This is a genomic window from Pseudomonas sp. X4 (genome assembly GCF_040784925.1).
Taxonomy (GTDB): Bacteria; Pseudomonadota; Gammaproteobacteria; order Pseudomonadales; family Pseudomonadaceae; genus Aquipseudomonas; species Aquipseudomonas putida_Z.
Genome location: NZ_CP160798.1, coordinates 5,912,162 through 5,938,410 on the forward strand (window position 1 = coordinate 5,912,162; position 26,249 = coordinate 5,938,410).

The window sequence follows — 26,249 nt, forward strand, 5'->3', positions numbered from 1 at the left end:
ATGACCCGTAACGGCCCGCTGGCCCTTTCCTTTCACGCCCTGGTGATGCTGTTCATGCTCGCCCCGCTGGTGGTGGTGTGCCTGGTGGCATTCACCCCGGAAAACACCCTGAGCCTGCCCACCGCCGGCTTTTCGCTGCGCTGGTTCAGCGCCGTGTTCGAGCGTGCCGATTTCCTCGATGCGTTCTACAACAGCCTGAAACTCGCGGCCCTGGCTGCCTCGCTGGCCACTTTGATCGCCGTGCCGGCGGGCCTGGCGATCACCCGCTACAGCTTCCCCGGCCAAGGCTTTCTCAACGGCCTGCTGCTGTCGCCGATCATCATCCCGCACCTGGTGCTGGGTGTGGCCTTGCTGCGGCTGTTCGCCTTGCTGGGCGTCAATGGCAGCTTCGCCTGGCTGGTGTTCGCCCATGTCGTGGTGATCACCCCTTACGTGCTGCGCCTGGTACTGGCTGCAGCCATCGGTATCGATCGCAGCGCCGAGCAGGCCGCGCAAAGCCTGGGTGCTGGCCGGGTCACGCTGTTCTGCAAGGTCACCCTGCCGATGATCCTGCCCGGTGTGGCCGGCGGCTGGCTGCTGGCGTTCATCAACAGCTTCGACGAAGTGACCCTGTCGATCTTCGTCACCTCGCCTGCCACCCAGACCCTGCCAGTGCGCATGTACGTATACGCCACCGAATCCATCGACCCGATGATGGCCGCCGTCTCGGCGCTGGTGATCGCCGTCACCGCCCTGACCATGGTCGCCCTGGACCGCGTATATGGCCTGGACCGCGTGCTGGTGGGCAAGCAATGACAAGGAATGCCCCCATGCCTCTGTTCAAGCGCGTGGCCGAACACGACCGCGAGCCTGTGCCCTTCCTGCTCGACGGCCAACCGGCCAGAGGCATGAGCGGCGATACCCTGCTGACTGCCATCCTGACCAATGCCGGGCACCTGCGCGGCAGCGACTTCAGCGCCGAACCACGCGCCGGCTTCTGCCTGATGGGCGCCTGCCAGGACTGCTGGGTACGCCTGCAGGATGGCCGCCGGGTACGCGCTTGCTCGACCTTTCTGGAACCGGGCCAGTGCGTGACCCGCGACCCGGGGCGTCAGCCATGAGTGCGATCGTGATCATCGGTGCCGGCCCGGCCGGCATCCGCGCCGCGCAAACCCTGGTAGCCCACGGCCTGCGCCCGGTGCTGCTGGACGAAGCCAGCCGCGGCGGCGGGCAGATCTACCGCCAGCAGCCGGCCAACTTTCGCCGCTCGGCCAAAGCGTTGTACGGCTTCGAGGCAGGAAAGGCGCAAGCCGTGCACGCCACCCTCGAGCAACTGCGCGGGCAGGTCGACTACCGCCCGGACACCCTGGTATGGAACGCCGAGCAGCAAGTGCTGGACACCTTGCAACAGGGCCAACTGGCCGACCGCCTGGCGTTCGACCGGGTGATCGTCGCCACCGGTGCCACCGACCGGGTGTTGCCGATACCCGGCTGGACCCTGCCTGGGGTCTATACCTTGGGCGCTGCGCAAATCGCCCTGAAGTTCCAGGGCTGCGCGATCGGTGAACGGGTGGTGCTGGCCGGCAGCGGGCCGCTGCTGTACCTGGTGGCCTACCAGTACGCCAAGGCCGGTGCCACGGTCAGCGCGGTGCTCGACACCTCACCGTTCAGCGCCCAGGTGCGTGCCCTGCCGCGCCTGCTTCTGCAACCGGGCACCTTTGCCAAGGGCCTGTACTACCGAGCCTGGCTGGCCCGCAAGGGTGTGCCGGTGCACCAGGGCGTGACCCTGCTGGGTATCGACGGTGAGCAACGCGCCAGCGGTGTGCGCTGGCTGCACAATGGCCAGCAACACGACCTGCCATGCGACGCCGTGGCATTCGCCCACGCCCTGCGCAGTGAAACCCAACTGGCCGACCTGCTGGGTTGCCAGTTCGCCTGGAGCGCGCTCAACCGCGCCTGGCTACCGGTACGTGACGCCCAGGGCCGGGCCACCAGCCCCGGCGTGTACCTGGCAGGCGACGGTGCCGGCATCCTCGGTGCCGACGGTGCCGAGATGAGCGGTGAACTGGCCGCCCTGACACTGCTGGCCGACCTCGGCAAGCCCGGCAACCCGCAGCGCCAGCAGCAACTGGAAAGGCGCCTGGCCACCTTGCAGCGCTTCCGCCAGGGGCTGGAGCAGGCCTTTCCATTTCCCGAGCAGTGGGCCCGGCAAGCCCCGGACCAGCTCACCGTGTGCCGCTGCGAACAGATCAGCGCCGGGGAAATCCGCGCCACCGTGCGTGCCGGGCACTGGGAAATCAACCGGGTCAAGGCCATGTGCCGAGTCGGCATGGGCCGCTGCCAGGGCCGCGTGTGCGGTGCCGCTGCCGCCGAGTTGATCGCCTGCGAAAGCGGTCGGGCCATTGACCAGGTAGGGCGCCTGCGTGGCCAGGCACCGGTCAAGCCCCTGCCCTTTGGCCTGGAGATAAAACCATGAAGTTGATCGAAGTGGACGCCATCATCGTCGGCGGCGGCATCATCGGCAGCAGCGCGGCCTTGACCCTGGCCCGCGCTGGTCGGCAAGTGGCATTGCTGGAACGCGACTTCTGCGGCTCGCACTCCAGCGGGGTGAACTACGGCGGTGTGCGCCGCCAGGGCCGCTCGTTGGCCCAGCTGCCGTTGTCGATGCGCGCCCATGCCATCTGGGGGAATCTGCGCGATTGGATCGGCATCGATGGCGAATACGCCCGCAGCGGCCACCTGAAGCTGGCCCGCAGCGAAACCGACTTCGATGCCTTGAAGGCCTATGCCCGGCGTACCCAGGCTTTTGACCTTCGCCTGCAACTGCTTGAACGACGCGAACTGCGCCAGCGCTTCCCCTGGGTGGGCGATATCGCTGTCGGCGCCTCGTACTGCCCCGAGGACGGCCATGCCAACCCACGGCTGGTGTCACCGGCCTTCGCCCAGGCGGCCAGGCGCAGCGGCGCCCAGGTGCATGAGCAGTGCAAGGTGCTGGAGGTGGGGCACGACGGCCACCGTTTCAGCGTAAGCACCAGCAGCGGCCAAGGCTTCAAGGCGCCCTGGCTGTTGAATTGCGCCGGCGCCTGGTCGGCGCAACTGGCCGAGCAGTTCGGCGAGCCGGTGCCGCTGACCGCGGCCCACCCCGCCATGCTGGTGACCGAGCCGCTGCCGCTGTTCATGACCGCCAGCACCGGGGTCGAAGGCGGCGGCATCTACGCCCGCCAGGTGGCGCGTGGCAACTGCGTGCTGGGCGGCGGGCGCGGTTTTGCCCTTACCCCGACCACCGCACGCCCGGGCCAGGCCGCAGTGCTCGACATCCTGCGCAACGCCACCGAGCTGTACCCGGCACTGGCCGGCGCCCAGGCCATTCGCACCTGGAGCGGCACCGAAGGCTACCTGCCCGATGACGAACCGGTGCTCGGCCCCAGCCTGCACCAGCCCGGCCTGCTGCATGGTTTCGGCTTTGCCGGTGCCGGCTTCCAGATAGGCCCGGCTGCCGGTGAAGCGTTGGCGCAATGCATCCTGCACGGCGCGCCGGCACTCAGCCTGGCGGCTTTTTCCATCAACCGCTTTCAGCCCAACCACCACAAGGAAAACCTGTCATGACGCACAAGCAACGTTTGCTCGCCCTGTTCTGCACCGTGCCCGGCCTGTTCGCCTGCCTGCCCGCCATGGCCCAACCCACGCTTTACCTGGGCATGAACGGCGGCACCATGGAACGGCTGTTCAGCGACAATATCCTGCCAAAGTTCGAGCAGGCCAACGGCGTGAAGGTGGTGATTGTCCCCGGCACCTCGGCCGACATCCTCGCCAAGGTCCAGGCCACGCCGAACAAGCCGTCGATCCATGTGATGGTGCTGGATGACGGCATCATGTACCGCGCCATCGGCATGGGCCTGTGCAGCACGCTCAAACCCAACCCGACCTTGGCCCAGTTGCCGGAAAAGGCCCTGATCAAGGACAAGGCCGCCGCAGTCAGCCTGGGCGTGACCGGGCTTGCCTACAACAGCCGCCTGTTCAAGGCCAATGGCTGGGCAGCGCCCACCTCGTGGAACGACCTGGCCGACCCGCGCTTCAAGGACAAGGTGGTGTTCCAGTCGATGGCATCGTCCACCTTCGGCCTGCATGGTTTCCTGATGTACAACCGCCTGCACGGCGGCAGCGATACCGATGTCAACCCGGGCTTCACGGCCTGGCAGAAGAACGTGGGCCCGAACGTGCTGGAGTACATCCCCAACTCGGCCAAGCTCTCGGAAATGGTGCAAACCGACGAAGCCGCGCTGTTCCCGCTCACCCCTACCCAGGTGACGGCGCTGAAGCTCAAAGGCATCCCGGTGGAGTACGCCGCGCCCAAGGAAGGTGCCGTGGTGCTCAACCAGGCCGAATGCGTCACGGCCAACAACGACCAGCCGGAGCTTGCGCAGAAGCTCGCCGAGTTCCTGCTCAGCCCCGAGGCGCAGTCGCCGGCCCTGGAGCTGGGTGACCAGATCCCGTCCAACCCCAACACACCTACCAGTGACAAGACCCGTGGCCAGGTCGAAGCCATGCAGACCTACCTGCAGACTGCCGTGACCATCGACTGGGACCAGGTCAACACCCAGCGCCCCGAATGGAACGCGCGCTGGAACCGCCAGATCGAGCGATAAGCCGAGGGCCTGGGCCGCTCCCGCCCCTTTGGGCTGCGCTGTCGGTCCGCGTACCCTGTGGGAGCGGCTTTAGCCGCGAAGAATCCAGCTCGGTGATGGCACTGGCTGCGCCGGTGTTCGCGGCTGAAGCCGCTCCCACAGGGTCCCGGCTAGCTCAATGAATCATGTTCAGTTCTATGAGATCGAGTTTCCCGCGAAGAGGTCAACACGCCTCCAAACCCTGACACCTCAATCCAGCACCGGCCGCAACAACGCCTGGGCCTCGTACAGGGTCGGCAGATACCGCAAGCGTATTTCATCCACACTCAACCGCGAAGCATGGGTGGTGATGGTCAACGTCGCTTTCAGCCGGCCAGCCCGGTCCAGCAGCGGCACACCCAGCACGCGCATGCCGATTTCATACTCCTGGTCCACGATACAGAACCCCTGCTCCTTCACCCGCAGCAACTCCGCCTCCAGCTGTAACCGGTCCGTCTGCGTATAAGGCGTCAACCCACGCAGCGGGTTACGCGCAAAGTAGGCATCCCGCTCCCCTCATCCAGCCAGGCCAGCCAGACGCGCCCGCCGGCGGTGCAATACATGGGCACCCGCGAACCCGGCCGGATCGACAACGAGGCCACATGGCTGTAGCGGCTACGTACCAGGTGGATGATCTCGTCACCATCACGGGTACCCACCGACACATGCTCCTGGGTCTGCCGCGCCACCTGCTCGACGATCGGCCGCAGCATGCGCGGCAGTTGCGCCGAGTCCACATACGCCTGGCCAAGGCGCAGCGCCTTGGGCGTAAGCCAGTACTCACGGCTGTCGGTTTCGGCAAACCCTTCGTGCACCAAGGTCAACAGAAACCGCCGCGCGGCACTGGGGGTAAGGCCGGACAACCTGGCCGCCTGCGGCACGCTAAGGCGCGGCTGCTCGGCGCTGAACAACTGCATGAGCGCCAGGCCCTTCTGCAAGCCGGCGATCAGGTCACGGGGGTGGATAGCGGGGGTGTTCATCTATTCGACTCGCAAGCAGGGCAAAAACAGCCGATTACCGCGATAACCGGATCAAGGATGCGATTATCGCACTAAAAGCCCGATCAGCGCATTGTTGACCACGCCCCCTTGCCTCACCCTTGGCCTGCATAACAACGCCAATAAGGAGGTCAGCATGATTCGTGGTTCCACTGAACTGGTCGCCATCGTCGGTTCGCCCATTGCCCAGGTGAAGTCCCCCGAAAACTTCAACACCTGGTTCGCCAACAACAACTGCAACCTCGCCATGCTGCCCATCGACCTGCATGAGGCCGCGCTGGATACCTTCGCCGGCACCCTGCGCGGCTGGCAGAACCTGCGCGGTTGCGTGGTCACCGTGCCGTACAAGCAGGCCCTGGCCAGCCGCCTGGACGGCCTGAGCGAGCGCGCAGCCGCGCTGGGCTCGGTCAATGTCGTGCGCCGTGAGCGAGACGGTCGCCTGCTGGGCGACAACGTGGACGGCGCCGGCTTCCTTGGTGCTGCGCACAAACATGGCTTCGAGCCGGCGGGCAAGCGTGCGTTGGTGATCGGTTGTGGCGGGGTCGGCAGTGCCATCGCCTATGCGCTGGGCGAGGCCGGCATCGCCAGCATCACCCTCAGCGACCCCAGCACCGCGCGCATGGGCGCTGTGTGCGAGCTGCTCGGCAATGCCTTCCCCGCGGTCGAACTCGCCACCCGGGTCGACGGGCTGGAAGGCTTCGACCTGCTGGTCAACGCCTCCCCTGTCGGCATGGGCGGCAGCGCGGAATTGCCACTGCCTGCCGCCCTGCTCGCCACCTTGCAAGCCGAAACCCTGGTCGCCGACGTGGTCACCTCGCCCGAGATCACCCCGTTGCTGAACCGGGCACGCCAGGTTGGCTGCGCGGTCCAGACCGGCCCGGAAATGGCCTTCGCCCAACTCGGCCACCTGGGCGCCTTCATGGGCGTCACGCCGCTGGAGATCTGAAGCCATGCCGACGCATGAACATGCGCAACACAACTTTGACCTGGTCGTGCTGGGCAGCGGCGCCGGCGGCTTTACCGCTGCCGCCACGGCCGCGCGCCATGGGCTGAAAGTGCTGGTGGTGGAAAAGGCCGAACACTTTGGCGGCACCTCGGCGATTTCCGGCGGGGCGGTGTGGCTCTACGGTACCGATCAAGCCCGCGCCGCTGGTGCGGTGGACTCCCCGAGGCCATTCGCACCTACCTCAGGCAGGTCATCGGCGACGGCTACGACCCCGCCCTGGTCGACGCCTTCATCGAGCATGGCCACCAGGCGCTGCGCTGGCTGGAGCAGAACACCGAACTGCGCTACGCCCTGCGCCCGCACTCGCCGGACTACTACCCGGACGCCCCCGGCGCCACCCAGTTTGGCCGGGCGCTGGAGATGGTCGAGTACGACGGCAAGCAGCTCGGCCCGTACTTCAAGGACCTGCAGATGCCGCCGCCCGGCATGTTGCTGTTCGGCGGCATGATGGTCAACCGCGTGGATATCCAGCATTTCCTCAGTATCCGCCGCTCGCCCCGGTCGCTGTGGCATTGCCTCAAGCTGATGGCGCGTTATGCGCGGGACCGTCTGCATCACCCGCGCGGCACGCGGCTAACCACCGGCAACGCCTTGATCGCCCGCCTGGCCAGCAGCGCCTTCGCCCATGGCACGCAGCTGTGGTTACGCAGCGAAGCCCTGGAGCTGATCGTCGAACGCGGCGTGGTCACCGGCGTGGTGGTGCAACGCGAAGGGCGCCGTGAACGGGTGCTGGCCCGGGGCGGTGTGGTGTGCGCCATGGGCGGGTTCGCTGCAGGCGCGCTGGCCGACAGCTACCGGCCGGCCCGGCAAGCGCCGCACCTGACCATGTCACCGCCCAGCAATGACGGCGCTGCCCTGCGCCTTGGCCAAGCCGTGGCCGCAGCCCAGGGTGAGGGCCTGGTGGCCAACTTCTTCTGGGCACCGGTTTCCGAACTGCGCCATGCCAGTGGCGAGCATGAGCGCTTCCCGCACCTGGTCACCGACCGCGCCAAACCGGGTGTGATCGCGGTGGGCCCGGACGGGCGACGCTTCGTCAACGAGTCCGATTCCTACCACCACTTCGTGCAGACCATGTTCGCCAAAGGCATTGCCAGCTGCTGGCTGGTCTGCGATGCCGAGGCGATGAACCGCTACGGCCTGGGCCTGGCGCGGCCAAAGCCGGTGGACAACCAGGCATTGATCGACGCCGGCTACCTGCACCGCGCCGCAACAGCGCAGGCCCTGGCCGAGGCCATTGGCGTCGACCCACAGGTGTTCATGCAGACCCTGGAGCAGTTCAACGCCGACGCCCGAAACGGCATCGACCGTGCGTTCGGCAAAGGCGGCAACAGCTACAACCGCTACATGGGCGACCCGCAACACACGCCCAACCCATGCCTGGCGCCACTGACCAGCGGCCCGTTCTACGCCATCCGCATCCACACCGGCGACCTCGGCTCGGCCCGCGGCCTGGTGACCGACGCCCGGGCCAACGTGCTTAACCGCGATGGCCAGCCGATTGCCGGGCTGTATGCAGTCGGCAACGACATGAACTCGCTGATGAAAGGCACCTACCCCGGCCCCGGTATCACCCTGGGCCCAGCCCTCACCTTCGGCTGGCTCGCTGCCAACCACATCGCCGCGCGCCTGCAGGCACCAACCACCCACATGGAGACTCCAGCATGTACTACGAACTGAGAACCTACACCCTCGACCCACTGAAAATGGCCGACTGGCTGAGCCTGTACCAAAGCCACGCGCTAGAGGTACAAAGCGAGCATCTCGGTAACCTGGTCGGCTTTTTCACCAGCGAGTTCGGCGAGGTCAACCAGGTGGTGCATATCTGGGGCTATGCCAGCCTCGACGAGCGCATGGCGCGCCGCGCAGCCATGGCAGCGGACCCGCGTTGGGCCGAGTTCTCACGGCGCAACCGCGAGCTGGGCGCGGTACTGCACTTGCAGTCGCGAATGCTGCGGCCCACCGGTTTTTCGCCGCTGCAGTAAAACCTTCCTCCAACGCCTGAGCGGAACCCCACGATGCAACCCCTCGAATGTGACGTACTCGTCATCGGCTCCGGTGCCTCTGGCCTGGCTGCCGCCGTTACTGCCGCCCATCACGGCCTGCAGGTGATCGTCGCGGAAAAAGCCGGCCAACTGGGCGGCACCAGCGCCTGGTCGGGGGGCTGGCTGTGGATACCGCGCAACCCGCTGGCCATTGCCGAAGGCATCGTCGAGACCGACGATGCCCCGGAGCGCTACCTGCGCGGGCAAACCCATGTCAGCGAACTGGACACGCGCCAACGCGCCTTCCTGCACCATGGCCCGGAGATGGTGGCGTTCTTCCAGCAACACACCGCCGTACAGTTCCAGAGCGGCAGCCGCATGCCCGACATGCGCGAAGGCGACGGCAGCGCGCGCGGTGGCCGTTCGCTGTGCGCGCTGCCATACGACGGGCGCCTGCTCGGGCCCTGGCTGCACAAGCTGCGCCCACCGCTGGACATCGTCAGCCTGGCCGGCATGGGCATTGCCGGCGGCGCCGACATGGCCGCCTTCTTCAGCGCCACGCGCTCGCCCACGGCCGCGCTGCATGTGGGCAAACGCCTGCTGCGCCATGGTCGCGACCTGCTGCTGCACCGCCGCGGCCTGCACCTGGTCAATGGCAATGCCCTGGTGGCACGGCTGCTGCGCAGCGCCCTGGACCTTGGCGTGACGCTACTGACCGACAAGCCGGCCAGTCGCCTGCTGGGCGAAGGCCGGGTCAGCGGCGCACAGTTTGCCGACGGCCAGCTGATCCACGCCCGCCGCGGTGTGGTTTTGGCCTGCGGTGGCTTTGCGCATGATCGCCAGCGCATCGCGCAACTGATGCCGCATGCGCCGGACGGTGACCAGCACTACTCCGCCGCGCCATGGGAAAACAGCGGTGACGGCCTGCGCCTGGGCGAACAGGCCGGTGGCCTGGTCCAGACGACTGCAACCCATGCGGGGGCCTGGGCACCTGTGTCGCGGGTGCCGCGCAGCGATGGCAGTTTCGGCCATTTCCCTCACTTGATCGATCGCGCCAAACCCGGCTTCCTCGCCGTGCGCCGCGATGGCCGGCGCTTCGTCAATGAGGCCGATTGCTACCACGACTTCATGAACGCGCTGTTCGCCGCCACGCCGCAGGGTGAAGCGCCGGAAGCCTGGCTGATCTGCGACCATGCTGCGCAACGGCGCTATGGCATCGGCTGGGCCAAGCCCTTCCCTTTCCCCACCCGCCACTATCAACGCTGCGGTTACCTGCACAGCGGTCGCACGCTGGCGCAACTGGCACAGCGCTGCGGGATCGACGCCGCGCAGTTGCAGCGCACGGTGGACGGTTTCAACCAACATGCAGCCCAGGGTGAAGATCCGGTTTTTCAGCGCGGTGCATCGGCCTACAACCGGGCGCAGGGCGAGCCGTTGCAAGCCCCCAATCCATCGCTGCGGCCACTGCTGCACGGGCCGTTCCACGCAGTGAAACTGTTGCCGGGCAGCCTGGGTACGTTCGCCGGCCTGGGCACGGATGCCTCGGCCCGGGTACTGGACCGCGAGGCGCGGCCGATCCCCGGGTTGTATGCGGTGGGCAACGACATGGACAGTGTGATGGGCGGGCATTACCCGAGTGGCGGTATTACCTTGGGGCCGGGGATGACATTCGGTTATCTGGCTGGTAGAGCGTTGAGTACCTTGACCACCTGAAATCACGTTGCCCCTTGCCTCGCCCGCAGGCCCAACGCAACCGTTCGGTAACCGAACACTAGCCCTTCCCTTCAATTGACGCTGCTGCCTTCACTGCTCACCATGCACCGGCCTTGCGTGTCCCCTGCCTGGGAATCGGTCACGTACTCGTAGCACCGCAGCTGAATACAATTTCAAGAATCGAGCAGTTTATGAACCACTCCAAGATCACCCCCGCCGCCCCCCGGATGCCCCAGGGTTCGATCGGCGACAAGCTTCGCGGCGCCTTCGGCGTCGGCAAGACCCGTTGGGGCATGCTCGCCCTGGTGTTCTTCGCCACCACCCTGAACTACATCGACCGTGCTGCGCTCGGCATCATGCAGCCCGTCCTGGCCAAGGAAATGAGCTGGACGGCGATGGACTACGCCAACATCAACTTCTGGTTCCAGGTCGGCTATGCAGTCGGCTTCCTGCTGCAGGGCCGGCTGATCGACAAGGTCGGGGTAAAACGCGCGTTCTTCTTCGCCGTGCTGCTGTGGAGCCTGGCCACCGGCGCTCACGGCCTGGCCACCTCGGCCGCCGGCTTCATGGTCTGCCGCTTCATCCTCGGCCTGACCGAGGCCGCCAACTACCCGGCCTGCGTGAAGACCGTGCGCCTGTGGTTCCCGGCTGGCGAACGGGCCATCGCCACCGGCCTGTTCAACGCCGGCACCAACGTCGGCGCCATGGTCACGCCGGCCCTGCTGCCGCTGATTCTGGCCGTGTGGGGCTGGCAGGCCGCGTTCATCGCCATGGGCAGCCTGGGCCTGGTGTGGGTGGTGCTGTGGGTGCTGAAGTACTACAACCCTGAAGATCACCCGCGCGTGCGCCAGAGCGAGGTGGAGTACATCCAGCAGGATGACGAGCCCGAGCCAACCCGCGTGCCGTTCAGCCGCATCCTGCGCCTGCGTGGCACCTGGGCTTTCGCGGTGGCCTACGCGATTACCGCACCGGTGTTCTGGTTCTACCTGTACTGGCTGCCACCGTTCCTCAACCAGCAGTACAGCCTGGGCATCAACGTGACCCAGATGGGTATCCCGCTGATCATCATCTGGCTGACGGCAGACTTCGGCAGCATTGGCGGCGGCATCCTGTCTTCCTGGCTGATCGGCCGTGGCGTGCGCGCTACCACGGCGCGGCTGGTGTCGATGCTGATCTTCGCCTGCACCATGGTCAGCGTCATCTTTGCCGCCAACGCCAGTGGCCTGTGGGTCGCGGTGGCGGCCATCTCGCTGGCGGTGGGCGCACACCAGGCATGGACGGCGAATATCTGGAGCCTGGTGATGGACTACACGCCCAAGCACCTGGTGAGCACGGTGTTCGGTTTCGGCAGCATGTGCGCTGCGATTGGCGGGATGTTCATGACGCAGATCGTCGGTAGCGTGCTGACCGCTACCAACAACAACTATGCCGTGTTGTTCACCATGATCCCGGCGATGTACTTCCTGGCGCTGGTGTGGATGTATTTCATGGCACCACGCAAGATCGAGAGCGCCTGAACGCGCTAGCCACTTACCTCTACGGGGCCCTTGCGGGCCCTTTTTTTGACCAGTCAGCAATCAGTAATTTACCTGCCCGGCCTCATCGCCGGCAAGCCAGCTCCCACAGGTACAGCGTTGCTCTCGAGGTTGTCGCTGTACCTGTGGGAGCGGGCGTGCCCGCGAACACGGGCGATAGCCCGTGCCATACGCCGCGTTCTATCAATCAGACTCTGGCCAGCACTGCCATGGCCTTCTCCAGCGCCATGCGCGCACGCTGTTCGCCGCTCATGCCCTGTTCCAGCAACTGCCGGGCGGGATCTCCAGGCTCAACGGCACACTTCTCTGCGGGCCCTTGCGGGCCTTTTTTGATCAATCTGATACACGCACTATATGGGGTCGCGCCTGAGTCAAGACATGCGCAGTACCTGTGGGAGCGGCTTCAGCCGCGAAGAATCCAACGCGGTGCCTGGCACCGGCTGCGCCGGTGTTCGCGGCTAAAGCCGCTCCCACAAGGGCTCCACAGGGTTCAAGCCATGCGCTGTACCTGTGGGAGCTGGCTTGCCGGCGAACACGGGCGATAGCCCGTGCCATGCGCCGCGTACTATCAATCAGACTCTGGCCAGCACTGCCATGGCCTTCTCCAGCGCCATGCGCGCACGCTGTTCGCCGCTTATGCCCTGTTCCAGCAACTGCCGCGTGGGGATCTCCAGGCTCAACGGCACACTTGGCGGCAAGCCGCGCAGCAGGCCGACCAGATCGGCATCGCCCTCGCCCGGGAAGCGCCGCTCGTTGCGTGCCTGGCGCAGGATCTCGTCCATGTCGGCCGGCACCGGGCCGGCAACGTCGCACAGCTGGGCATAACGCATGCGCTGCGGCGCCAGTTGTGCCACATCGTCCAGCGAAGAGCCGGAGCGGTTGAAGTGGAAGGCATCCACCAACACACAGCCATTGGCGCGGTCAGCATTGGCCACCACCCGCATGGCCTGGCGCAGGTCACGCACATCAGTCCAAGGCATGAACTCCAGATGCGGATGAATGCCATACCCCGCCGCCAGGTCACACAACGCAGCAAAGCGCTCGGTCAGCCGCGCTTCATCCGGGTCGTTGCCAGCCACCAGCAGCTCCGTGCCGCCCAGCTCGGCGCCCACCGCCAGGATCGGCTCGAAATCGGCTACACAGGTTTCCGGCTTCAGCCTCAGGATCTCGAGGTCGAGCACCTTGATGCCCGTGTCGCGCAGGCGCGCCTGGGTCTGCCGGCGCAGGTCGGCGTCGGCCACCAGCGGGAAATGCTGTTCCTGCTCGGTGGCGGGCACCAGGCGCAGGCCAACGTGGCTGTAACCGGCGCGGGCTGCTGCCTCGACCATGTCCGGCGGGGACAGCTCGAGTACCGTCAGGGCCGCCAGGGAGAAAATTCGTTCAGTCATTATCGTCACCAGACAAGTCAAGCAATGTGCTCGGGCGCACAGGCCCGGCCAGTTTCCGCGGCCTGGCGGATCGCCTCGATCAGCGCCAGGGTACGGCCACCATCGGCGGCATCGATCAGCGGCGCCTGCTCACCCCGGGCAACCCGCACGAAGTGTTGCAACTGCAAGGTCAATGCCTCGCCGGCGGGGATGCTTTCCTCGCTCTGCAACAACGGCGTGTGCCAGCCCGACCCGACCTCGGCGTAGTGCCAGCGCTTAAGTTGCGGAATGCTCAGCGCCCCCTGGGTGCCGGCCAGCAGGTAGCACGGCTGGCCATCCTGGCGCGGGTAGACCGGGCTTTCGCCGGAGTCCAGCTCCCAACTCCATGGCGCGGCCACCGCGTCGGAGCCAGTCAGGCTGCCCAATGCGCCATTGGCGAACTGCAGCAGCACCGCGGCGCTGTCTTCGTTGGCAAAACCGCGCACATCGTTGCGGGTGAATGCCTGCACCTGCACCACCTCGCCGCACAGGTGGCGCAGCAGGTCGAGGTCATGGATCAGGTTGGTCAGCAAGAAGCCAGCGCCCGGCTCGCGGCGCCAGGGGGTTTCGAAATAGCTGTCGGGCTTTTGCAATTGCCACAGTGCGGTGACGTTGATCAGCCGGCCCAGCTTGCCGTCGGCAATCACCTGGTGAGCCTTGGCGATCAGCGGGTTGTGCCGGCGGTGATGGCCGACCAGCACAGGCACATTGTGGCGGCGCGAGGCTTCCACCAGCGCGCGGACTTCATCCAGGTGCACGCCCACCGGTTTTTCGACCAGCACCGGTACACCGGCCTCGACGCAGTCCAGGGCGGTGGCGACATGCAGGTTGTTCGGGTTGGCGACGATCACTGCCTCGGGGCGCGCGTGCTCCAGCATCTGGCGGTGGTCGGCAAAACAGGGCACGCCACATTCGGCAGCAAAGGCCTCGGCCTGCGGGCCCGGGTCGGCCACAGCGCATAGCTGGGCCTGCGGCACATTTAGCAAATGCTGGTAATGCTGGCGGCCCATGCTGCCGGCGCCGATCAAGGCAATACGAAGGGGTGCGTTCAACAGCCTGTCCTCTTGTCATTGTTGTCATGCAGATTTCGGAATCTGATTCCACAATCCACATTGAACAATTTAGAACCAGGTTCAGCTTTTCAGAAGAAGCCGCAGAACAGAGTGTGCGGTAATCGACCGGAAATGCACCTTCAGGCGAACAACTCACTGGCCAGGCTGGCCGCCGACAGTTCCTCTGCCGCCGCCAGCAACAGCGGCGCCAGTTCTGCCAGGCGGCTTTGCGCCAGGCGCGCACTGGGCCCGGCGATGCTCAGCACACCGATCACCTCGTCACTTTGCGGGCGGCGCACCACCGCAGCCAGGGCCGAGGTGCCAATGGCCGAGGTTTCCTCGACCCAGGCATAACCGCGCTCGCGGGCGCGGCGCAGGTAGGTGAGCAACTCGTCGGTGGAACGCGGCGCATTCGGGCCGAACTGCGCCGGGTCGGCAATGCCCTGGCGCAACACCATCTGCAGCGCCTGCTCATCGTCCAGGCTGGCCAGCCAGGCATGCCCGGACGCGGTATAGAACAGCGGTGCGTCGCGGCCCATGTCCGGGTCGTAGCGCAGCCCGGAACGGGCGCCCTGGGACTTGGCGATCCAGGTCTGGCGGGCACCGTCGATCACGCCAAGGCGCACCAGTTCGCCGCTGTCCTGGGCCAGGCGGTCGAGAATCGGCTGAATGATGTCGGCACCGCTGCTGGCCAGGTAACGGAAGCCCAGCGCCACCAGCTTGGCCGACAGCTGGTAGCGGCTATTGTCCCGGTTCTGCCGCACATAGCCCAGCCGCACCAGCTCGGTGAGCATGCGATGGGTGGCGCTCTTGGGGATGTCCAGGCGCTCGGCCAGGGTTTGCAACGGCAGCCCCTGCGGTTCACCGGTAAGGCTTTCTACAAGACTGAAGGCGCGTTCGATCTGACTACCAGCCATGACACAGGTCCCTGAAATTTTTGCGAATTCTAGAAGATGATTCCATACCGCCGATAGCCGCTGCAGCCAAGGCGGCACGAACTGTCCGGTTATCGCCCATTACTTGCCTGGCAGGGCCGCCACACCCTTGCGGGCCGATTCGCTGCCAATAAGAATATGGAACCTTGTTCCAATAACAATACAGGAATCCCGCAATGCCTTCCGCTCCCTACGAAACCGAATGCGATGTACTGGTCATAGGTTCTGGTGCCGCCGGGCTGGCTGCGGCCGTGACGGCTGCGTGGCATGGGCAGAAGGTGATCGTGGTGGAGAAGGAGCCAGTGTTCGGCGGCGCCACCGCCTGGTCCGGCGGCTGGGCCTGGGTGCCGCGCAACCCGCTGGCACGCCGGGCCGGTATCGAGGAAGACATCGAGCAGCCGCGTACCTACCTGCGCAATGAACTGGGGGCGTATTACAACGCCGAACGCGTCGACGCCTTCCTCGAAGCCTGCCCGCACATGGTGGCGTTTTTCGAAAAGCACACGGCGCTGCAGTTTGCCGACGGCAACGGCATCCCCGACATGCATGGCGACACACCGGGCGCGGCCCAGGGCGGGCACCAGGTGATTGCCGCGCCCTATGACGCCCGCGAGGTCGGTGCGCTGCTACCACGCCTGCGCAAGACCATGCGCGAAACCTCGTTCATGGGCATGCCGATAATGGCGGGTGCCGACCTTGCCGCGTTCCTCAACATGACCCGCTCGTCCAAGGCCTTGCTGCACGTGTGCAAACGCTTTGGCCGCCACCTTTACCACCTCGCCCGGTATGGCCGAGCGATGCACCTGGTCAACGGCGTGGCGTTGGTGGCCCGCCTGGCCAGGTCGGCGCAGGACCTGGGCGTGCGCCTGCAGGAGTCGGCACCGGCCAAACGCCTGCTGGTCGAGGATGGCCAGGTGCGGGGGCGCTGGTGGCTACACCGCAGGGCGAGCAACTGATCCGTGCCAAGGCCGTGGTGCTCGCGGCGGGTGGTTTCCCCAACGACAACGCCCGCCGTCGGCAACTGTTCCCGCGCGATGCCAGCGGCCACGACAACCTTGCCCTGCCCCCCAAGGGTTGTTCGGGCGACGGCCTGCGCCTGGGCGAATCGGCCGGCGGTGTGGTCGCCACCGACCTGAAGTCGCCGGTGGCCTGGGCGCCGGTTTCGCGAGTGCCGCACCGCGACGGCAGTGTCGGCCACTTCCCGCACATCATCGAACGCGGCAAACCGGGCATCATCGGCGTGCTGGCCGACGGCAAACGTTTCGTCAACGAAGCGCATGGCTACTACGACTATGTGTCAGCGATGATCGCGGCGGTGCCGCAGGGCGAAGAGGTGTGTTCGTGGCTGGTTTGCGACCACCGCTTCCTGCGCCGCTACGGCCTGGGCCATGCCCGCCCGGCGCCACTGCCTGTGTGGCCGCACGTGCGCAGCGGCTATCTCAAGCGGGGTGTCACCCTCGAGCAGCTGGCCGAGGCCTGCGGCATCGACCCGGTAGGGCTGCGCGCCACGGTCAGCGATTTCAACAACCATGCCCGCAACGGCCAGGACCCGGCGTTCGGCCGTGGCTCCACACCGTTCAACCGCAAGCAGGGTGACCCGCAGCACAAGGGGCCAAACCCTTGCGTGGCGCCCATCGAGCAGGGGCCGTTCTATGCGGTGAAGGTGCAGCCCGGCTGCTTTGGCACCTTTGCCGGGCTGCGCACCGACGGCAATGCCCGGGTGCTGGATGAGGCTGGGGAGCCGATTGCTGGCCTGTATGCGGCGGGTACCGACATGGCCAGCGTGTTTGGCGGTTGGTATCCGTCGGGTGGCATCAACCTGGGGCCGGCGTTGACCTTTGGCTATGTGGCCGGGCGGCATATTGCCGGGGCGCAGGGGTATGAGTGAGGTGAGATCAGGCCGGCGGTTTTGCAGCGCCTGTGAGACCGGGCGGCGCTTCGCGGCAGGGAATGCCGGGCTCGATGCGGAACTTTACCCGCAAAGAAGCCCACTCTAATACCGAAGGTCAGAGCTGCTCCAACCGCTCGCGCAGGAAGTTCACAAAACCCTGCACCGGCCGCGCCACCTGTCGGTGCTGCGGGTACACCGCCGACAGCTGCAGCGCCGGCGGCCGCCACTCATCCAGCACCGTCACCAGCCGCCCATCCGCCAGTGCCCGGCCCACGATGAAGGTTGGCAGGTAAGTCACCCCCATCCCGGCAATCGCCGCATCCCTTAGCAGCTCGCCATTGTTCGCCCGCATCCGCCCGGCTACCTGGATCGCCTGTGTCTTGACGCCCTGGCTGAACTGCCACTGCACCTGCCGCGAATGCCCATATGGCAGACAATCATGCCCAGCCAACTGCTCCGGCCTGGCCGGCACGCCCCGCGCTTCCAGGTACGCCGGGCTCGCGCAATACACCCGCTCGACACTGGCAATGCGCCGCGCAATCAGGCTGGAGTCCTCCAGCGCACCAATCCGTAGCGCCAGGTCATAGCCCTCGCCGATCAGGTCAACGGCGCGGTCGCTCAAATCCACTTCCACATCCACCTGCGGGTGCAACTGCAGAAACTCGGTCAGCAGGCAGCCCAGGTGCGCCATGGCGAACGACAGCGGCGCACTCAGGCGCAAGGTGCCACGCAAGGCCTGAGCCTGGCCGCTGATGTCGTGCTCCACCTGCTGCACTTCGCCGAGCAGGCGCAGCGCCGACTGGTAGTAGTGCTGGCCCAGCGGCGTGGCGTCCAGGCGCCGGGTGGAGCGATTGAGCAGGCGCACGCCCAGGCGCTCCTCCAGCTGCATCAGGCGCCGGCTGACCGATTGCTTGGACATCCCCAGGCGGTCGGCGGCCGCAGTGAAACTGCCAGCCTCCATGACCTGGGCAAAGATGCGCATGTCTTCGTAAGGGTTCATTGTCTCGCTCTTGGTGACAGTCAAACGCTTTATAGCGGCTTTTTCCCATCAGCGCATCTCCCTAATCTACGCACAAGTCGCAGCGATGGCCCTGAAGGCCAGGCAAGACGCCCATTACCAACATTCAACAGAAAAGGATTCGCTCATGAACATTGTCCACAAAACCCTTACCGCTTCCCTTCTGGCCCTGTCCGTTTCCAACGCCTTCGCCGCTGGCAGCCCGGGTATCGAACAGCACACCCAGGCCTTCCTCGAAGCCCTGGAACAAGGCGGCGGCAAGCCACTGGAGCAACTCAGCCCGAAAGACGCCCGCGCGGTGCTGACCGGTGCCCAGGCCTCGGTCAAGGTCGATCTCTCGGGTATCGAGGTGAAGGAACGCACCATCCAGGCCAACGGCGAGTCGATCAAACTGCAAGTGGTTCGCCCGGCCAACGTGAAGGGTGACCTGCCGGTGTTCATGTTTTTCCACGGTGGCGGCTGGGTGCTCGGCGATTTCCCGACCCACCAGCGGCTGATCCGCGACCTGGTGGTTGGCTCTGGCGCAGTGGCGGTCTACGTCGACTACACCCCATCGCCGGAAGCGCACTACCCGACCGCGATCAACCAGGCCTACGCCGCCACCCGCTGGGTGGCCGAGCATGGCAAGGAAATCGGCGTGGACGGCAAGCGCCTGGCCGTGGCCGGCAACAGCGTCGGCGGCAACATGGCGGCAGTAGTGGCCTTGAAAGCCAAAGAGGCCGGCACCCCGGCCCTGCGTTTCCAGCTGCTGCTGTGGCCGGTGACCGATGCCAGCTTCGAAACTGCGTCGTACAAGCAGTTTGCCGAGGGGCATTTCCTGACCACCGGGATGATGAAATGGTTCTGGGACAACTACACCACCGACGCCAAGGCACGGGAACAGATCTACGCCTCGCCGCTGCGGGCCAGCAGTGAACAGCTCAGGCCTGCCGCCGGCATTGGTGCAGACGGCCGAGTTCGACGTGCTGCGCGATGAAGGTGAGGCGTATGCCCGCAAGCTGAATGCTGCCGGGGTGACCGTTACCTCGGTGCGGTACAACGGCATGATCCATGACTACGGGCTGCTCAACCCGCTGCATCAGGTGCCGGCCGTGCAAGCGGCCATGCGCCAGGCCGCCGGCGAGCTGAAAGTGCACCTGCAGTAACCTCATCCACCCATGCGGCAGGGCCTGGTGCCCTGCCGGTTCAGGAGACCCATCATGCTGACCATCCGTAACGCCAAAGATCGCGGCCTGGCCTTTCATGGCTGGCTGAAATCGTTCCACACCTTCTCCTTCGGCCACTACCGCAACCCGGACGAGCAAGGGTTCTCGGACCTGCTGGTGATCAACGACGACCGCGTCATCCCCGGCAAGGGCTTTGGGCAACACCCGCACCGCGACATGGAGATTTTCTCCTACGTGCTGGAAGGCGCGCTGGAGCACAAGGACACGCTGGGCACCGGCTCGGTGATCCGCCCGGGCGATGTGCAGCTGATGAGCGCTGGTCACGGCGTGGCCCACAGCGAGTTCAACCACAGCCAGGTGCAGCCGGTGCACTTCCTGCAGATCTGGATCGTACCGAACGTGCAAGGCGCAACGCCGCGTTACCAGCAACAGCATTTCAGTGCCGAGGAAAAGCGCGGCAAGCTGCGCCTGATCATCTCGCCGGATGGCGCCGAGGGGTCGTTGCAGGTACGGCAGAATGCGCGGGTGTATGCCGGCCTGTTCGACGGTGACGAGCGTGCCACCCTGACCTTGCCGGAAAACCGCCATGCCTATGTGCATGTGGCCCGGGGCAGCATCGAGCTCAATGGGCAAGTGCTGAATGAAGGGGATGGGGTGCGGGTGAGGCAGGAACAGGTGCTGGAACTGGGCAATGGGGTGGATGCCGAGGTGCTGGTGTTCGACCTGCGGCCGCATGAATTGCCTGGCATGCCTTGAGTTTCTGCGTCGACAGCAATGGCCCTATCGCCGGCAAGCCAGCTCCCACAGGTACTGCACAGGTTTCAGATACTGTGCAGTACCTGTGGGAGCTGGCTTGCCGGCGATAGGGCCATCAGCCATCACTCAGGGCTCGAACCCTTCGACGATGATCACCTCAGCCTTCGCCACCCCCTGGCGATGGCTGCAAGCCTCCTGGTACAGCTCGGACCGGTAACACGCCAGCGCCTGCTCGTACGAATCGAACTCGATCACCACGCTACGCTGAGGGGTAGGCCGCCCTTCCATCGCCTCGCTACGCCCGCCACGGGCCAGGAAACGGCCGCCGAATGCCTTGAAGGCAGCCGGGGCGCGCTGGGTGTACTGCTGGTATTGCTCGGGGTCGGTCACGTCCACATGGGCGATCCAATAGGCCTTCATGCGTTGCTCTCCTGTTACGGCGATATTTGTGTATGATGGTATACCATAATCATCACCCCACCACAGTGAGCGTGCAACATGGCTTTCAACACCATCGAAGAACTTCTCGAGGACTACCGGCAAGGCAAGATGGTCCTGCTGGTGGATGACGAGGACCGGGAAAACGAAGGCGACCTGCTGATCGCCGCCGAGCGTTGCGACGCCCAGGCCATCAACTTCATGGCCCGTGAAGCGCGCGGGTTGATCTGCCTGACCCTGACCGACGATCACTGCCAACGCTTGGGCCTGGAGCAGATGGTGCCGGCCAACGGCAGCGTGTTCAGCACCGCCTTCACCGTGTCGATCGAGGCGGCCACGGGCGTTACCACCGGTATTTCCGCTGCCGACCGGGCGCGTACCGTGGCGGCGGCCATGGCCCCCGACGCCCGCCCCGAAGACCTGGTGCAACCCGGACACATCTTCCCCCTGCGCGCCCGCGAAGGCGGGGTGCTGACGCGCGCAGGCCACACCGAAGCCGGCTGCGACCTCGCGCGCCTGGCCGGGTTCACCCCGGCGTCGGTGATCGTCGAAGTGCTCAATGACGACGGCACCATGGCCCGTCGCCCGGACCTGGAAGTGTTCGCTGCCCGGCATGGCATCAAGATCGGCACCATCGCCGACCTCATCCACTACCGCCTGAGTACCGAGCAGACCATCAAGCGCATCGGCGAACGCGAACTGCCGACCGTGCACGGCACCTTCCGCCTGGTCACCTACGAAGACCGCATCGAAGGTGGCGTACACATGGCCATGGTCATGGGCGATATCCGCCGCGAGCAGCCGACCCTGGTGCGGGTGCACGTGATCGACCCGCTGCGCGACCTGGTCGGCGCCGAATACGCCGGCCCTGCCAACTGGACGCTATGGGCGGCGCTGCAGAAAGTGGCCGAGGAAGGCGCCGGCGTGGTGGTGATCCTGGCCAACCATGAGTCCTCGCAGGCGCTGCTGGAGCGCGTGCCGCAGCTGACCCAGCCGGTGCGGCCTTACCAGCGTGGGCAATCGAAGGTGTACTCGGAGGTGGGTACAGGCGCGCAGATCCTGCAGGACCTGGGCGTGGGCAAGCTGCGCCACCTGGGCCCACCGCTGAAATATGCGGGGCTGGCGGGGTATGAGCTGGAGGTCGTGCAAAGCATCCCCTTCGAGCCCGGGATCGCAGGTTGATATACGGACCCTGTGGGAGCGGGCGAGCCCGCGAAGCAGACACCGCGGTGCATGGCACGGGCTTCGCCCGTGTTCGCGGGCTCGCCCGCTCCCACACAGACCGCGCAAGCTTTTAGACCCCTGTTCAAATCGATCTCCTGATAAGCAATGTGCCCAAACCTAGGACGGAGTGATGGCCGGTAGGCTCATACCTCTTGCCAAAAGTTTGGAATACCATAATATGATATCCCGTAGACCTTGAATCTGCAGGCCGGCACCTACAATCAAAAACGGCCACAAGACACTTTGTTTTAGCTGCTCCCCGAACACTGTTGGCGGGCGCACCACAAGCCCCGCCTCGAATAACAAAAGCAACGAGGGCGTAACCATGCTGTTGAGCAAACGTGTAACCGCAGTGCTGTCCGCCAGCCTGCTGACCCTGGCATGTCAGGCCGCCCAGGCCGCCGACAGCCTGAACTTCGTCAGCTGGGGCGGTACCACCCAGGACGCCCAGAAAGAAGCGTGGGCCGCACCCTTCACCAAAGCCACCGATATCAAGGTCGTCCAGGACGGCCCTACCGACTACGGCAAGCTCAAGGCCATGGTCGAGAGCGGCAACGTGCAGTGGGACGTGGTCGACGTCGAGGCCGACTTTGCCCTGCGTGCCGCCAGCGAAGGCCTGCTCGAACCCCTCGATTTCACCCAGATCAAGCGCGACAAGATCGACCCGCGCTTCGTCTCCGACCATGGCGTCGGCTCGTTCTTCTTCTCCTTCGTGCTCGGCTACAACGAAGGCAAGCTCGGTGCCAACAAACCGGTGGACTGGACCGCACTGTTCGACACCAAGACCTACCCCGGCAAGCGTGCCCTGTACAAATGGCCCAGCCCAGGCGTACTGGAACTGGCCCTGCTGGCCGACGGCGTAGCCCCCGACAAGCTGTACCCGCTGGACCTGGACCGCGCCTTCAAGAAGCTCGACACCATCAAGAAAGACATCGTCTGGTGGGGCGGTGGCGCCCAGTCGCAGCAACTGCTGGCCTCGGGTGAAGCCTCGCTCGGCCAGTTCTGGAACGGCCGCGTCTATGCCCTGCAGCAAGACGGTGCACCGGTGGGCGTGAGCTGGAAGCAGAACCTGGTCATGGCCGACTTCCTGGTCATCCCCAAAGGTGCCAAGAACAAGGACGCGGCCATGAAGTTCCTGGCCAACGCCAGCAGTGCCGAAGGCCAGGCCGAGTTCGCCAACAAGACTGCCTACGCGCCGGTGAACGTCGACAGCGTGGCCAAGCTGGACAAAGACCTCGCGCAGAACCTTCCGACCGCCTACGCCCAGGACCAGGTCACCCTCGACTTCGCCTACTGGGCCAAGAACGGCCAGGCCATCGCAGCCCGCTGGAATGAGTGGTTGGTCAAATGAAAGTCGCCATCAACGCCCTGCATAACGCGCAAGGTGCCCCCACGGGCACCGGCGCCCCGGGAACGGCCCCCCGCCGCGTCAGCCTGAGCCAGCGCTGGAAAGGCAGCCGCAATTTGCTGCCGGCCCTGCTGTTCCTTGGCCTGTTCTTCTTTGCCCCGCTGGCCGGCCTGTTGCTGCGCGGGGTGCTGGAGCCAACGCCGGGCCTGGGCAACTACGAGCAGCTGTTTGCCAACTCGGCTTATGCGCGGGTACTGTTCAACACCTTCTCGGTGGCCGGCGTGGTCACCCTGATCAGCGTGCTGCTGGGCTTCCCGCTGGCCTGGGCAATTACCCTGGTGCCCAAGGGCTGGGGCCGCTGGTTGCTGAACATCGTGCTGCTGTCGATGTGGACCAGCCTGCTGGCGCGCACCTACTCGTGGCTGGTGCTGCTGCAGAGCTCGGGGGTGATCAACAAGGCGTTGATGGCCATGGGTATCATCGATGCCCCGCTGGAAATGGTGCACAACCTGACCGGCGTGGTGATCGGCATGAGCTACATCATGATCCCGTTCATCGTGCTGCCGCTGCAGGCGACCATGCACGCCATCGACCCGATGGTGCTGCAGGCCGGCTCGATCTGCGGCGCCAGCCCGTGGACCAATTTCTGGAAGGTGTTCCTGCCGCTGTGCCGCTCGGGGCTGTTCTCCGGGGCACTGATGGTATTCGTGATGTCGCTAGGTTACTACGTCACCCCGGCCCTGCTGGGTGGTGCGCAAAACATGATGCTGCCCGAATTCATCATCCAGCAGGTGCAGTCGTTCCTCAACTGGGGCCTGGCCAGCGCCGCCGCCGCACTGCTGGTGGTGATCACCCTGGTGCTCTTCTACCTGTACCTGAAGCTGCAGCCGGAATCCCCGGTTGGCAATGCGAGGTAAACCGCCATGCTCCTGTCTCCCAATGCCATGGGCCGCCCGCTGCGTACGGGCCTGTACCTGACCACCGGGGTCATCGCGGCCTTCCTGCTGCTGCCGGTGGTGTTCATCGTGTTGCTGTCGTTCGGCTCGTCGCAGTGGCTGGTGTTCCCGCCACCGGGCTGGACCTTCAAGTGGTACGGTCAGTTCTTCTCCAACCCGGAGTGGATGGACGCCGCGCTGGCCAGCCTGAAGGTGGCCGTGCTGACCACCATCGCCGCCGTGCTGCTCGGCCTGCCCACCGCGTTTGCCCTGGTGCGTGGCCGCTTCCCCGGCCGCGAGCTGCTGTACGGGCTGTTCACCATGCCGATGATCGTGCCGCTGGTGATCATTGCCGTGGCGGTGTACGCGCTGTTCCTCAAGCTCGGTTACACCGGCACGCTGTTCGCCTTCGTGGTCAGCCACGTGATCGTCGCCCTGCCCTTCACCATCATTTCGATCATCAACTCGCTGAAGCTGTTCGACCAGTCGATCGAGGATGCCGCGGTGATCTGCGGCGCCTCGCGCCTGCAGGCGATCTTCAAGGTGACCTTCCCGGCCATTCGCCCGGGGATGATCGCCGGCGGCCTGTTTGCCTTCCTGGTGTCGTGGGATGAAGTGGTGCTGAGCGTGATGATGGCCAGCCCCGACCTGCAGACCCTGCCGGTGAAGATGTGGACCACCCTGCGCCAGGACCTCAGCCCGGTCATCGCCGTGGCCTCGACCCTGCTGATCGGCCTGTCGCTGCTTGTCATGTTCATTGCCGCCGCCTTGCGCCGGCGCACCGAAGCCAACGCCTGAGCGCGCGGAGAAAACAACAATGAGTGCAGTGATCAAAGACAACGCGCACGGCAAGACCCTGGTCAGCCTGCGCGGCCTGAACAAGCACTACGGCGACTTCACCGCCGTGGACAACCTCGACCTGGAAATCCAGGACGGCGAGTTCCTGACCTTCCTCGGCTCCAGCGGCTCGGGCAAGTCCACCACCCTGTCGATGCTGGCCGGCTTCGAAACACCGAGCAGCGGCGAGATCCTGGTCGAGGGCCAGTCACTGGTCAACGTGCCGCCGCACAAGCGTGACATTGGCATGGTGTTCCAGCGCTATTCGCTGTTCCCGCACCTGAACGTGCGCGACAACATCGGCTTTCCGCTGGCCATTCGCAAGCTCGGCGCCAGCGAAACCAGCAAGCGCGTCGATGCCATGCTCAAGCTGGTGCAGCTGGAGAAGTTCGCCCACCGCAAGCCGTCGCAGATGTCCGGTGGCCAGCAGCAGCGCGTGGCGATTGCCCGGGCGCTGGTGTACGAACCGCGCATCCTGCTGATGGACGAACCGCTCGGCGCGCTGGACAAGAAACTGCGCGAAGACCTGCAGGATGAACTGCGCCAGTTGCACCGGCGCCTGGGCATCACCATCGTCTACGTCACCCACGACCAGGAAGAAGCCATGCGCCTGTCCCAGCGCATCGCCATCTTCAGCCATGGCAAGATCGTCGGCCTGGGCACCGGTTACGACCTGTACCAGAACCCGCCGAATGCCTTCGTCGCCTCGTTCCTGGGCAACTCCAACTTCCTGCGGATCAAGGCCAGCAGCAATGGCGCGGGCAGCTTCGAGGGACAGCCGGTAGCCATCCGCCTGACCCCGGGCCTGGCCGCCTCGCAGGACGCACTGATCATGGTGCGCCCGGAAAAGGCCCTGGCCCTGACCGCCGAACAGGCCGCGCGCGAGCCGCTGCCGGCGGGCTGGAACGAGGTCAGCGCCAAGGTTGGCGAAGTGCTGTTCCTGGGCGAGAGCCAGACCTGCCATGTGGTGACTGCGGGCGGTACCGAGCTGACGGTCAAGGCTTTGTCGGCGGCGGGCATGCCGATGCAGCCGGGGGATACTGTGAAGGTGCGCTGGGCGGTGGCGGATGCGTGCATCTATACCGAGTGGGCAGAAAGTGACCTGAGCAAGTCTGCCGGGGCGCATTGATACCGCTGGGGCCGCTTTGCGGCCCTTTCGCCGGCGAGCCAGCTCCCATAGTTACAGCGCAGGTTTCAGGATTGGCAAGGGCCCTGTGGGAGCTGGCTTGCCGGCGATGGGCTGCACAGCAGCCCCATTGACGCGAACTTACAAGCATCAGGCAAAGCCCACTGCCCCATGGACTGTCACATTATCATCACGCCACTGTCGTAATCTGCCGGCCATCTCTATGCCATAGGCCTTCCG

At 65.5% G+C, this 26,249-nt stretch carries 20 protein-coding genes and 5 pseudogenes; 18 read left to right on the top strand and 7 right to left on the bottom strand.

Features of this window, described 5'->3' with window-relative positions; all coding sequences use genetic code 11:
• Genes ABX298_RS26315 through ABX298_RS26335 form a run of 5 tightly spaced genes read left to right on the top strand, consistent with a single transcriptional unit; the run spans nt 1 to nt 4,625 of the window.
• Nucleotides 1-795, top strand: a complete 795-nt coding sequence (locus ABX298_RS26315) for an ABC transporter permease (protein WP_025339622.1) — start codon at nt 1-3, stop codon at nt 793-795.
• Nucleotides 796-809: 14 nt separating this feature from the next.
• On the top strand, nt 810-1,100 hold the full coding sequence (locus tag ABX298_RS26320) for a (2Fe-2S)-binding protein (RefSeq protein ID WP_025339623.1): 291 nt from the start codon (nt 810-812) through the stop codon (nt 1,098-1,100).
• Nucleotides 1,097-2,455 carry an NAD(P)/FAD-dependent oxidoreductase gene (locus ABX298_RS26325; protein WP_075045583.1) on the top strand — a complete coding sequence of 453 codons (1,359 nt, stop codon included), beginning with the start codon at nt 1,097-1,099 and terminating at the stop codon, nt 2,453-2,455. The genes ABX298_RS26320 and ABX298_RS26325 overlap by 4 nt, the downstream gene beginning before the upstream one ends.
• The gene (locus tag ABX298_RS26330) at nt 2,452-3,585 is read left to right on the top strand and encodes an FAD-binding oxidoreductase (protein WP_075045584.1); all 1,134 of its coding nucleotides are present in this window, start codon (nt 2,452-2,454) and stop codon (nt 3,583-3,585) included. Before ABX298_RS26325 ends, ABX298_RS26330 begins: the two co-directional genes overlap by 4 nt.
• Nucleotides 3,582-4,625: an ABC transporter substrate-binding protein gene (locus tag ABX298_RS26335; protein WP_013972112.1), complete on the top strand. Its 1,044-nt coding sequence runs from the start codon at nt 3,582-3,584 to the stop codon at nt 4,623-4,625. Before ABX298_RS26330 ends, ABX298_RS26335 begins: the two co-directional genes overlap by 4 nt.
• Before the next feature lie 228 nt (nt 4,626-4,853).
• Here ABX298_RS26335 and ABX298_RS26340 read toward each other — a convergent pair.
• Nucleotides 4,854-5,623, bottom strand: a pseudogene (locus tag ABX298_RS26340) (IclR family transcriptional regulator).
• Nucleotides 5,624-5,777: 154 nt separating this feature from the next.
• Between ABX298_RS26340 and ABX298_RS26345 the strand changes: the two are divergent.
• The 5 genes and pseudogenes from ABX298_RS26345 (at nt 5,778) to ABX298_RS26365 (ending at nt 11,859) form a co-directional block, all read left to right on the top strand.
• Nucleotides 5,778-6,587, top strand: coding sequence for a shikimate dehydrogenase (locus tag ABX298_RS26345; protein WP_367393894.1), 810 nt, complete (start codon nt 5,778-5,780; stop codon nt 6,585-6,587).
• Between the two features lie 4 nt (nt 6,588-6,591).
• Nucleotides 6,592-8,324, top strand: a pseudogene (locus ABX298_RS26350) (FAD-dependent oxidoreductase).
• Complete coding sequence (locus tag ABX298_RS26355) at nt 8,309-8,629, top strand: NIPSNAP family protein (RefSeq protein ID WP_025339629.1); 321 nt, start codon at nt 8,309-8,311, stop codon at nt 8,627-8,629. The pseudogene ABX298_RS26350 and the gene ABX298_RS26355 overlap by 16 nt, the downstream one beginning before the upstream one ends.
• Before the next feature lie 33 nt (nt 8,630-8,662).
• Complete coding sequence (locus ABX298_RS26360; protein WP_367393895.1) at nt 8,663-10,342, top strand: FAD-dependent oxidoreductase; 1,680 nt, start codon at nt 8,663-8,665, stop codon at nt 10,340-10,342.
• A 191-nt stretch (nt 10,343-10,533) separates the two neighbouring features.
• The gene (locus ABX298_RS26365; protein ID WP_137164316.1) at nt 10,534-11,859 is read left to right on the top strand and encodes an MFS transporter; all 1,326 of its coding nucleotides are present in this window, start codon (nt 10,534-10,536) and stop codon (nt 11,857-11,859) included.
• Between the two features lie 205 nt (nt 11,860-12,064).
• Here ABX298_RS26365 and ABX298_RS26370 read toward each other — a convergent pair.
• The 4 genes and pseudogenes from ABX298_RS26370 to ABX298_RS26385 all read right to left on the bottom strand — a co-directional run.
• Nucleotides 12,065-12,180 (bottom strand): annotated as a pseudogene (locus ABX298_RS26370) (sugar phosphate isomerase/epimerase); the annotation flags it as partial.
• Nucleotides 12,181-12,449: 269 nt separating this feature from the next.
• Nucleotides 12,450-13,265 carry a sugar phosphate isomerase/epimerase family protein gene (locus ABX298_RS26375; RefSeq protein WP_367393896.1) on the bottom strand — a complete coding sequence of 272 codons (816 nt, stop codon included), beginning with the start codon at nt 13,263-13,265 and terminating at the stop codon, nt 12,450-12,452.
• A 17-nt stretch (nt 13,266-13,282) separates the two neighbouring features.
• A complete protein-coding gene (locus ABX298_RS26380) occupies nt 13,283-14,335 on the bottom strand; it encodes a Gfo/Idh/MocA family protein (protein WP_085663307.1) in 1,053 nt (350 codons plus the stop codon).
• A gap of 140 nt (nt 14,336-14,475) precedes the next feature.
• Complete coding sequence (locus tag ABX298_RS26385; protein ID WP_367393897.1) at nt 14,476-15,252, bottom strand: IclR family transcriptional regulator; 777 nt, start codon at nt 15,250-15,252, stop codon at nt 14,476-14,478.
• Nucleotides 15,253-15,446: 194 nt separating this feature from the next.
• On the opposite strand from ABX298_RS26385, the pseudogene ABX298_RS26390 reads away from it, so the two are divergent.
• Nucleotides 15,447-17,158, top strand: a pseudogene (locus tag ABX298_RS26390) (FAD-dependent oxidoreductase).
• Nucleotides 17,159-17,276: 118 nt separating this feature from the next.
• Here the strand turns inward: ABX298_RS26390 and ABX298_RS26395 are convergent.
• Nucleotides 17,277-18,161, bottom strand: coding sequence for a LysR family transcriptional regulator (locus ABX298_RS26395; protein WP_367393898.1), 885 nt, complete (start codon nt 18,159-18,161; stop codon nt 17,277-17,279).
• Nucleotides 18,162-18,306: 145 nt separating this feature from the next.
• Here ABX298_RS26395 and ABX298_RS26400 point away from each other — a divergent pair.
• Both ABX298_RS26400 and ABX298_RS26405 read left to right on the top strand, forming a co-directional pair.
• Nucleotides 18,307-19,324 (top strand): annotated as a pseudogene (locus tag ABX298_RS26400) (alpha/beta hydrolase).
• Nucleotides 19,325-19,378: 54 nt separating this feature from the next.
• On the top strand, nt 19,379-20,101 hold the full coding sequence (locus ABX298_RS26405; protein WP_075045595.1) for a pirin family protein: 723 nt from the start codon (nt 19,379-19,381) through the stop codon (nt 20,099-20,101).
• A 126-nt stretch (nt 20,102-20,227) separates the two neighbouring features.
• Here the strand turns inward: ABX298_RS26405 and ABX298_RS26410 are convergent, their stop codons facing one another.
• Nucleotides 20,228-20,521: a DUF1330 domain-containing protein gene (locus tag ABX298_RS26410; protein ID WP_025339641.1), complete on the bottom strand. Its 294-nt coding sequence runs from the start codon at nt 20,519-20,521 to the stop codon at nt 20,228-20,230.
• A 78-nt stretch (nt 20,522-20,599) separates the two neighbouring features.
• Here ABX298_RS26410 and ribBA point away from each other — a divergent pair, with 78 nt between their 5' ends.
• The 5 genes from ribBA to ABX298_RS26435 all read left to right on the top strand — a co-directional run bounded on the left by ribBA (nt 20,600) and on the right by ABX298_RS26435 (nt 26,012).
• Nucleotides 20,600-21,721 carry a bifunctional 3,4-dihydroxy-2-butanone-4-phosphate synthase/GTP cyclohydrolase II gene (gene ribBA / locus ABX298_RS26415; protein ID WP_085706298.1) on the top strand — a complete coding sequence of 374 codons (1,122 nt, stop codon included), beginning with the start codon at nt 20,600-20,602 and terminating at the stop codon, nt 21,719-21,721.
• 367 nt (nt 21,722-22,088) lie between these two features.
• Nucleotides 22,089-23,114 carry an ABC transporter substrate-binding protein gene (locus ABX298_RS26420; protein WP_025339643.1) on the top strand — a complete coding sequence of 342 codons (1,026 nt, stop codon included), beginning with the start codon at nt 22,089-22,091 and terminating at the stop codon, nt 23,112-23,114.
• On the top strand, nt 23,111-24,028 hold the full coding sequence (locus tag ABX298_RS26425; RefSeq protein ID WP_015270844.1) for an ABC transporter permease: 918 nt from the start codon (nt 23,111-23,113) through the stop codon (nt 24,026-24,028). The genes ABX298_RS26420 and ABX298_RS26425 overlap by 4 nt, the downstream gene beginning before the upstream one ends.
• A 6-nt stretch (nt 24,029-24,034) precedes the next feature.
• On the top strand, nt 24,035-24,844 hold the full coding sequence (locus tag ABX298_RS26430; protein WP_015270845.1) for an ABC transporter permease: 810 nt from the start codon (nt 24,035-24,037) through the stop codon (nt 24,842-24,844).
• Between the two features lie 19 nt (nt 24,845-24,863).
• Entirely contained in the window at nt 24,864-26,012 is a 1,149-nt protein-coding gene (locus ABX298_RS26435; protein ID WP_075045597.1) for an ABC transporter ATP-binding protein, read from the top strand.
• The last annotated feature ends 237 nt before the right edge of the window (nt 26,013-26,249 follow it).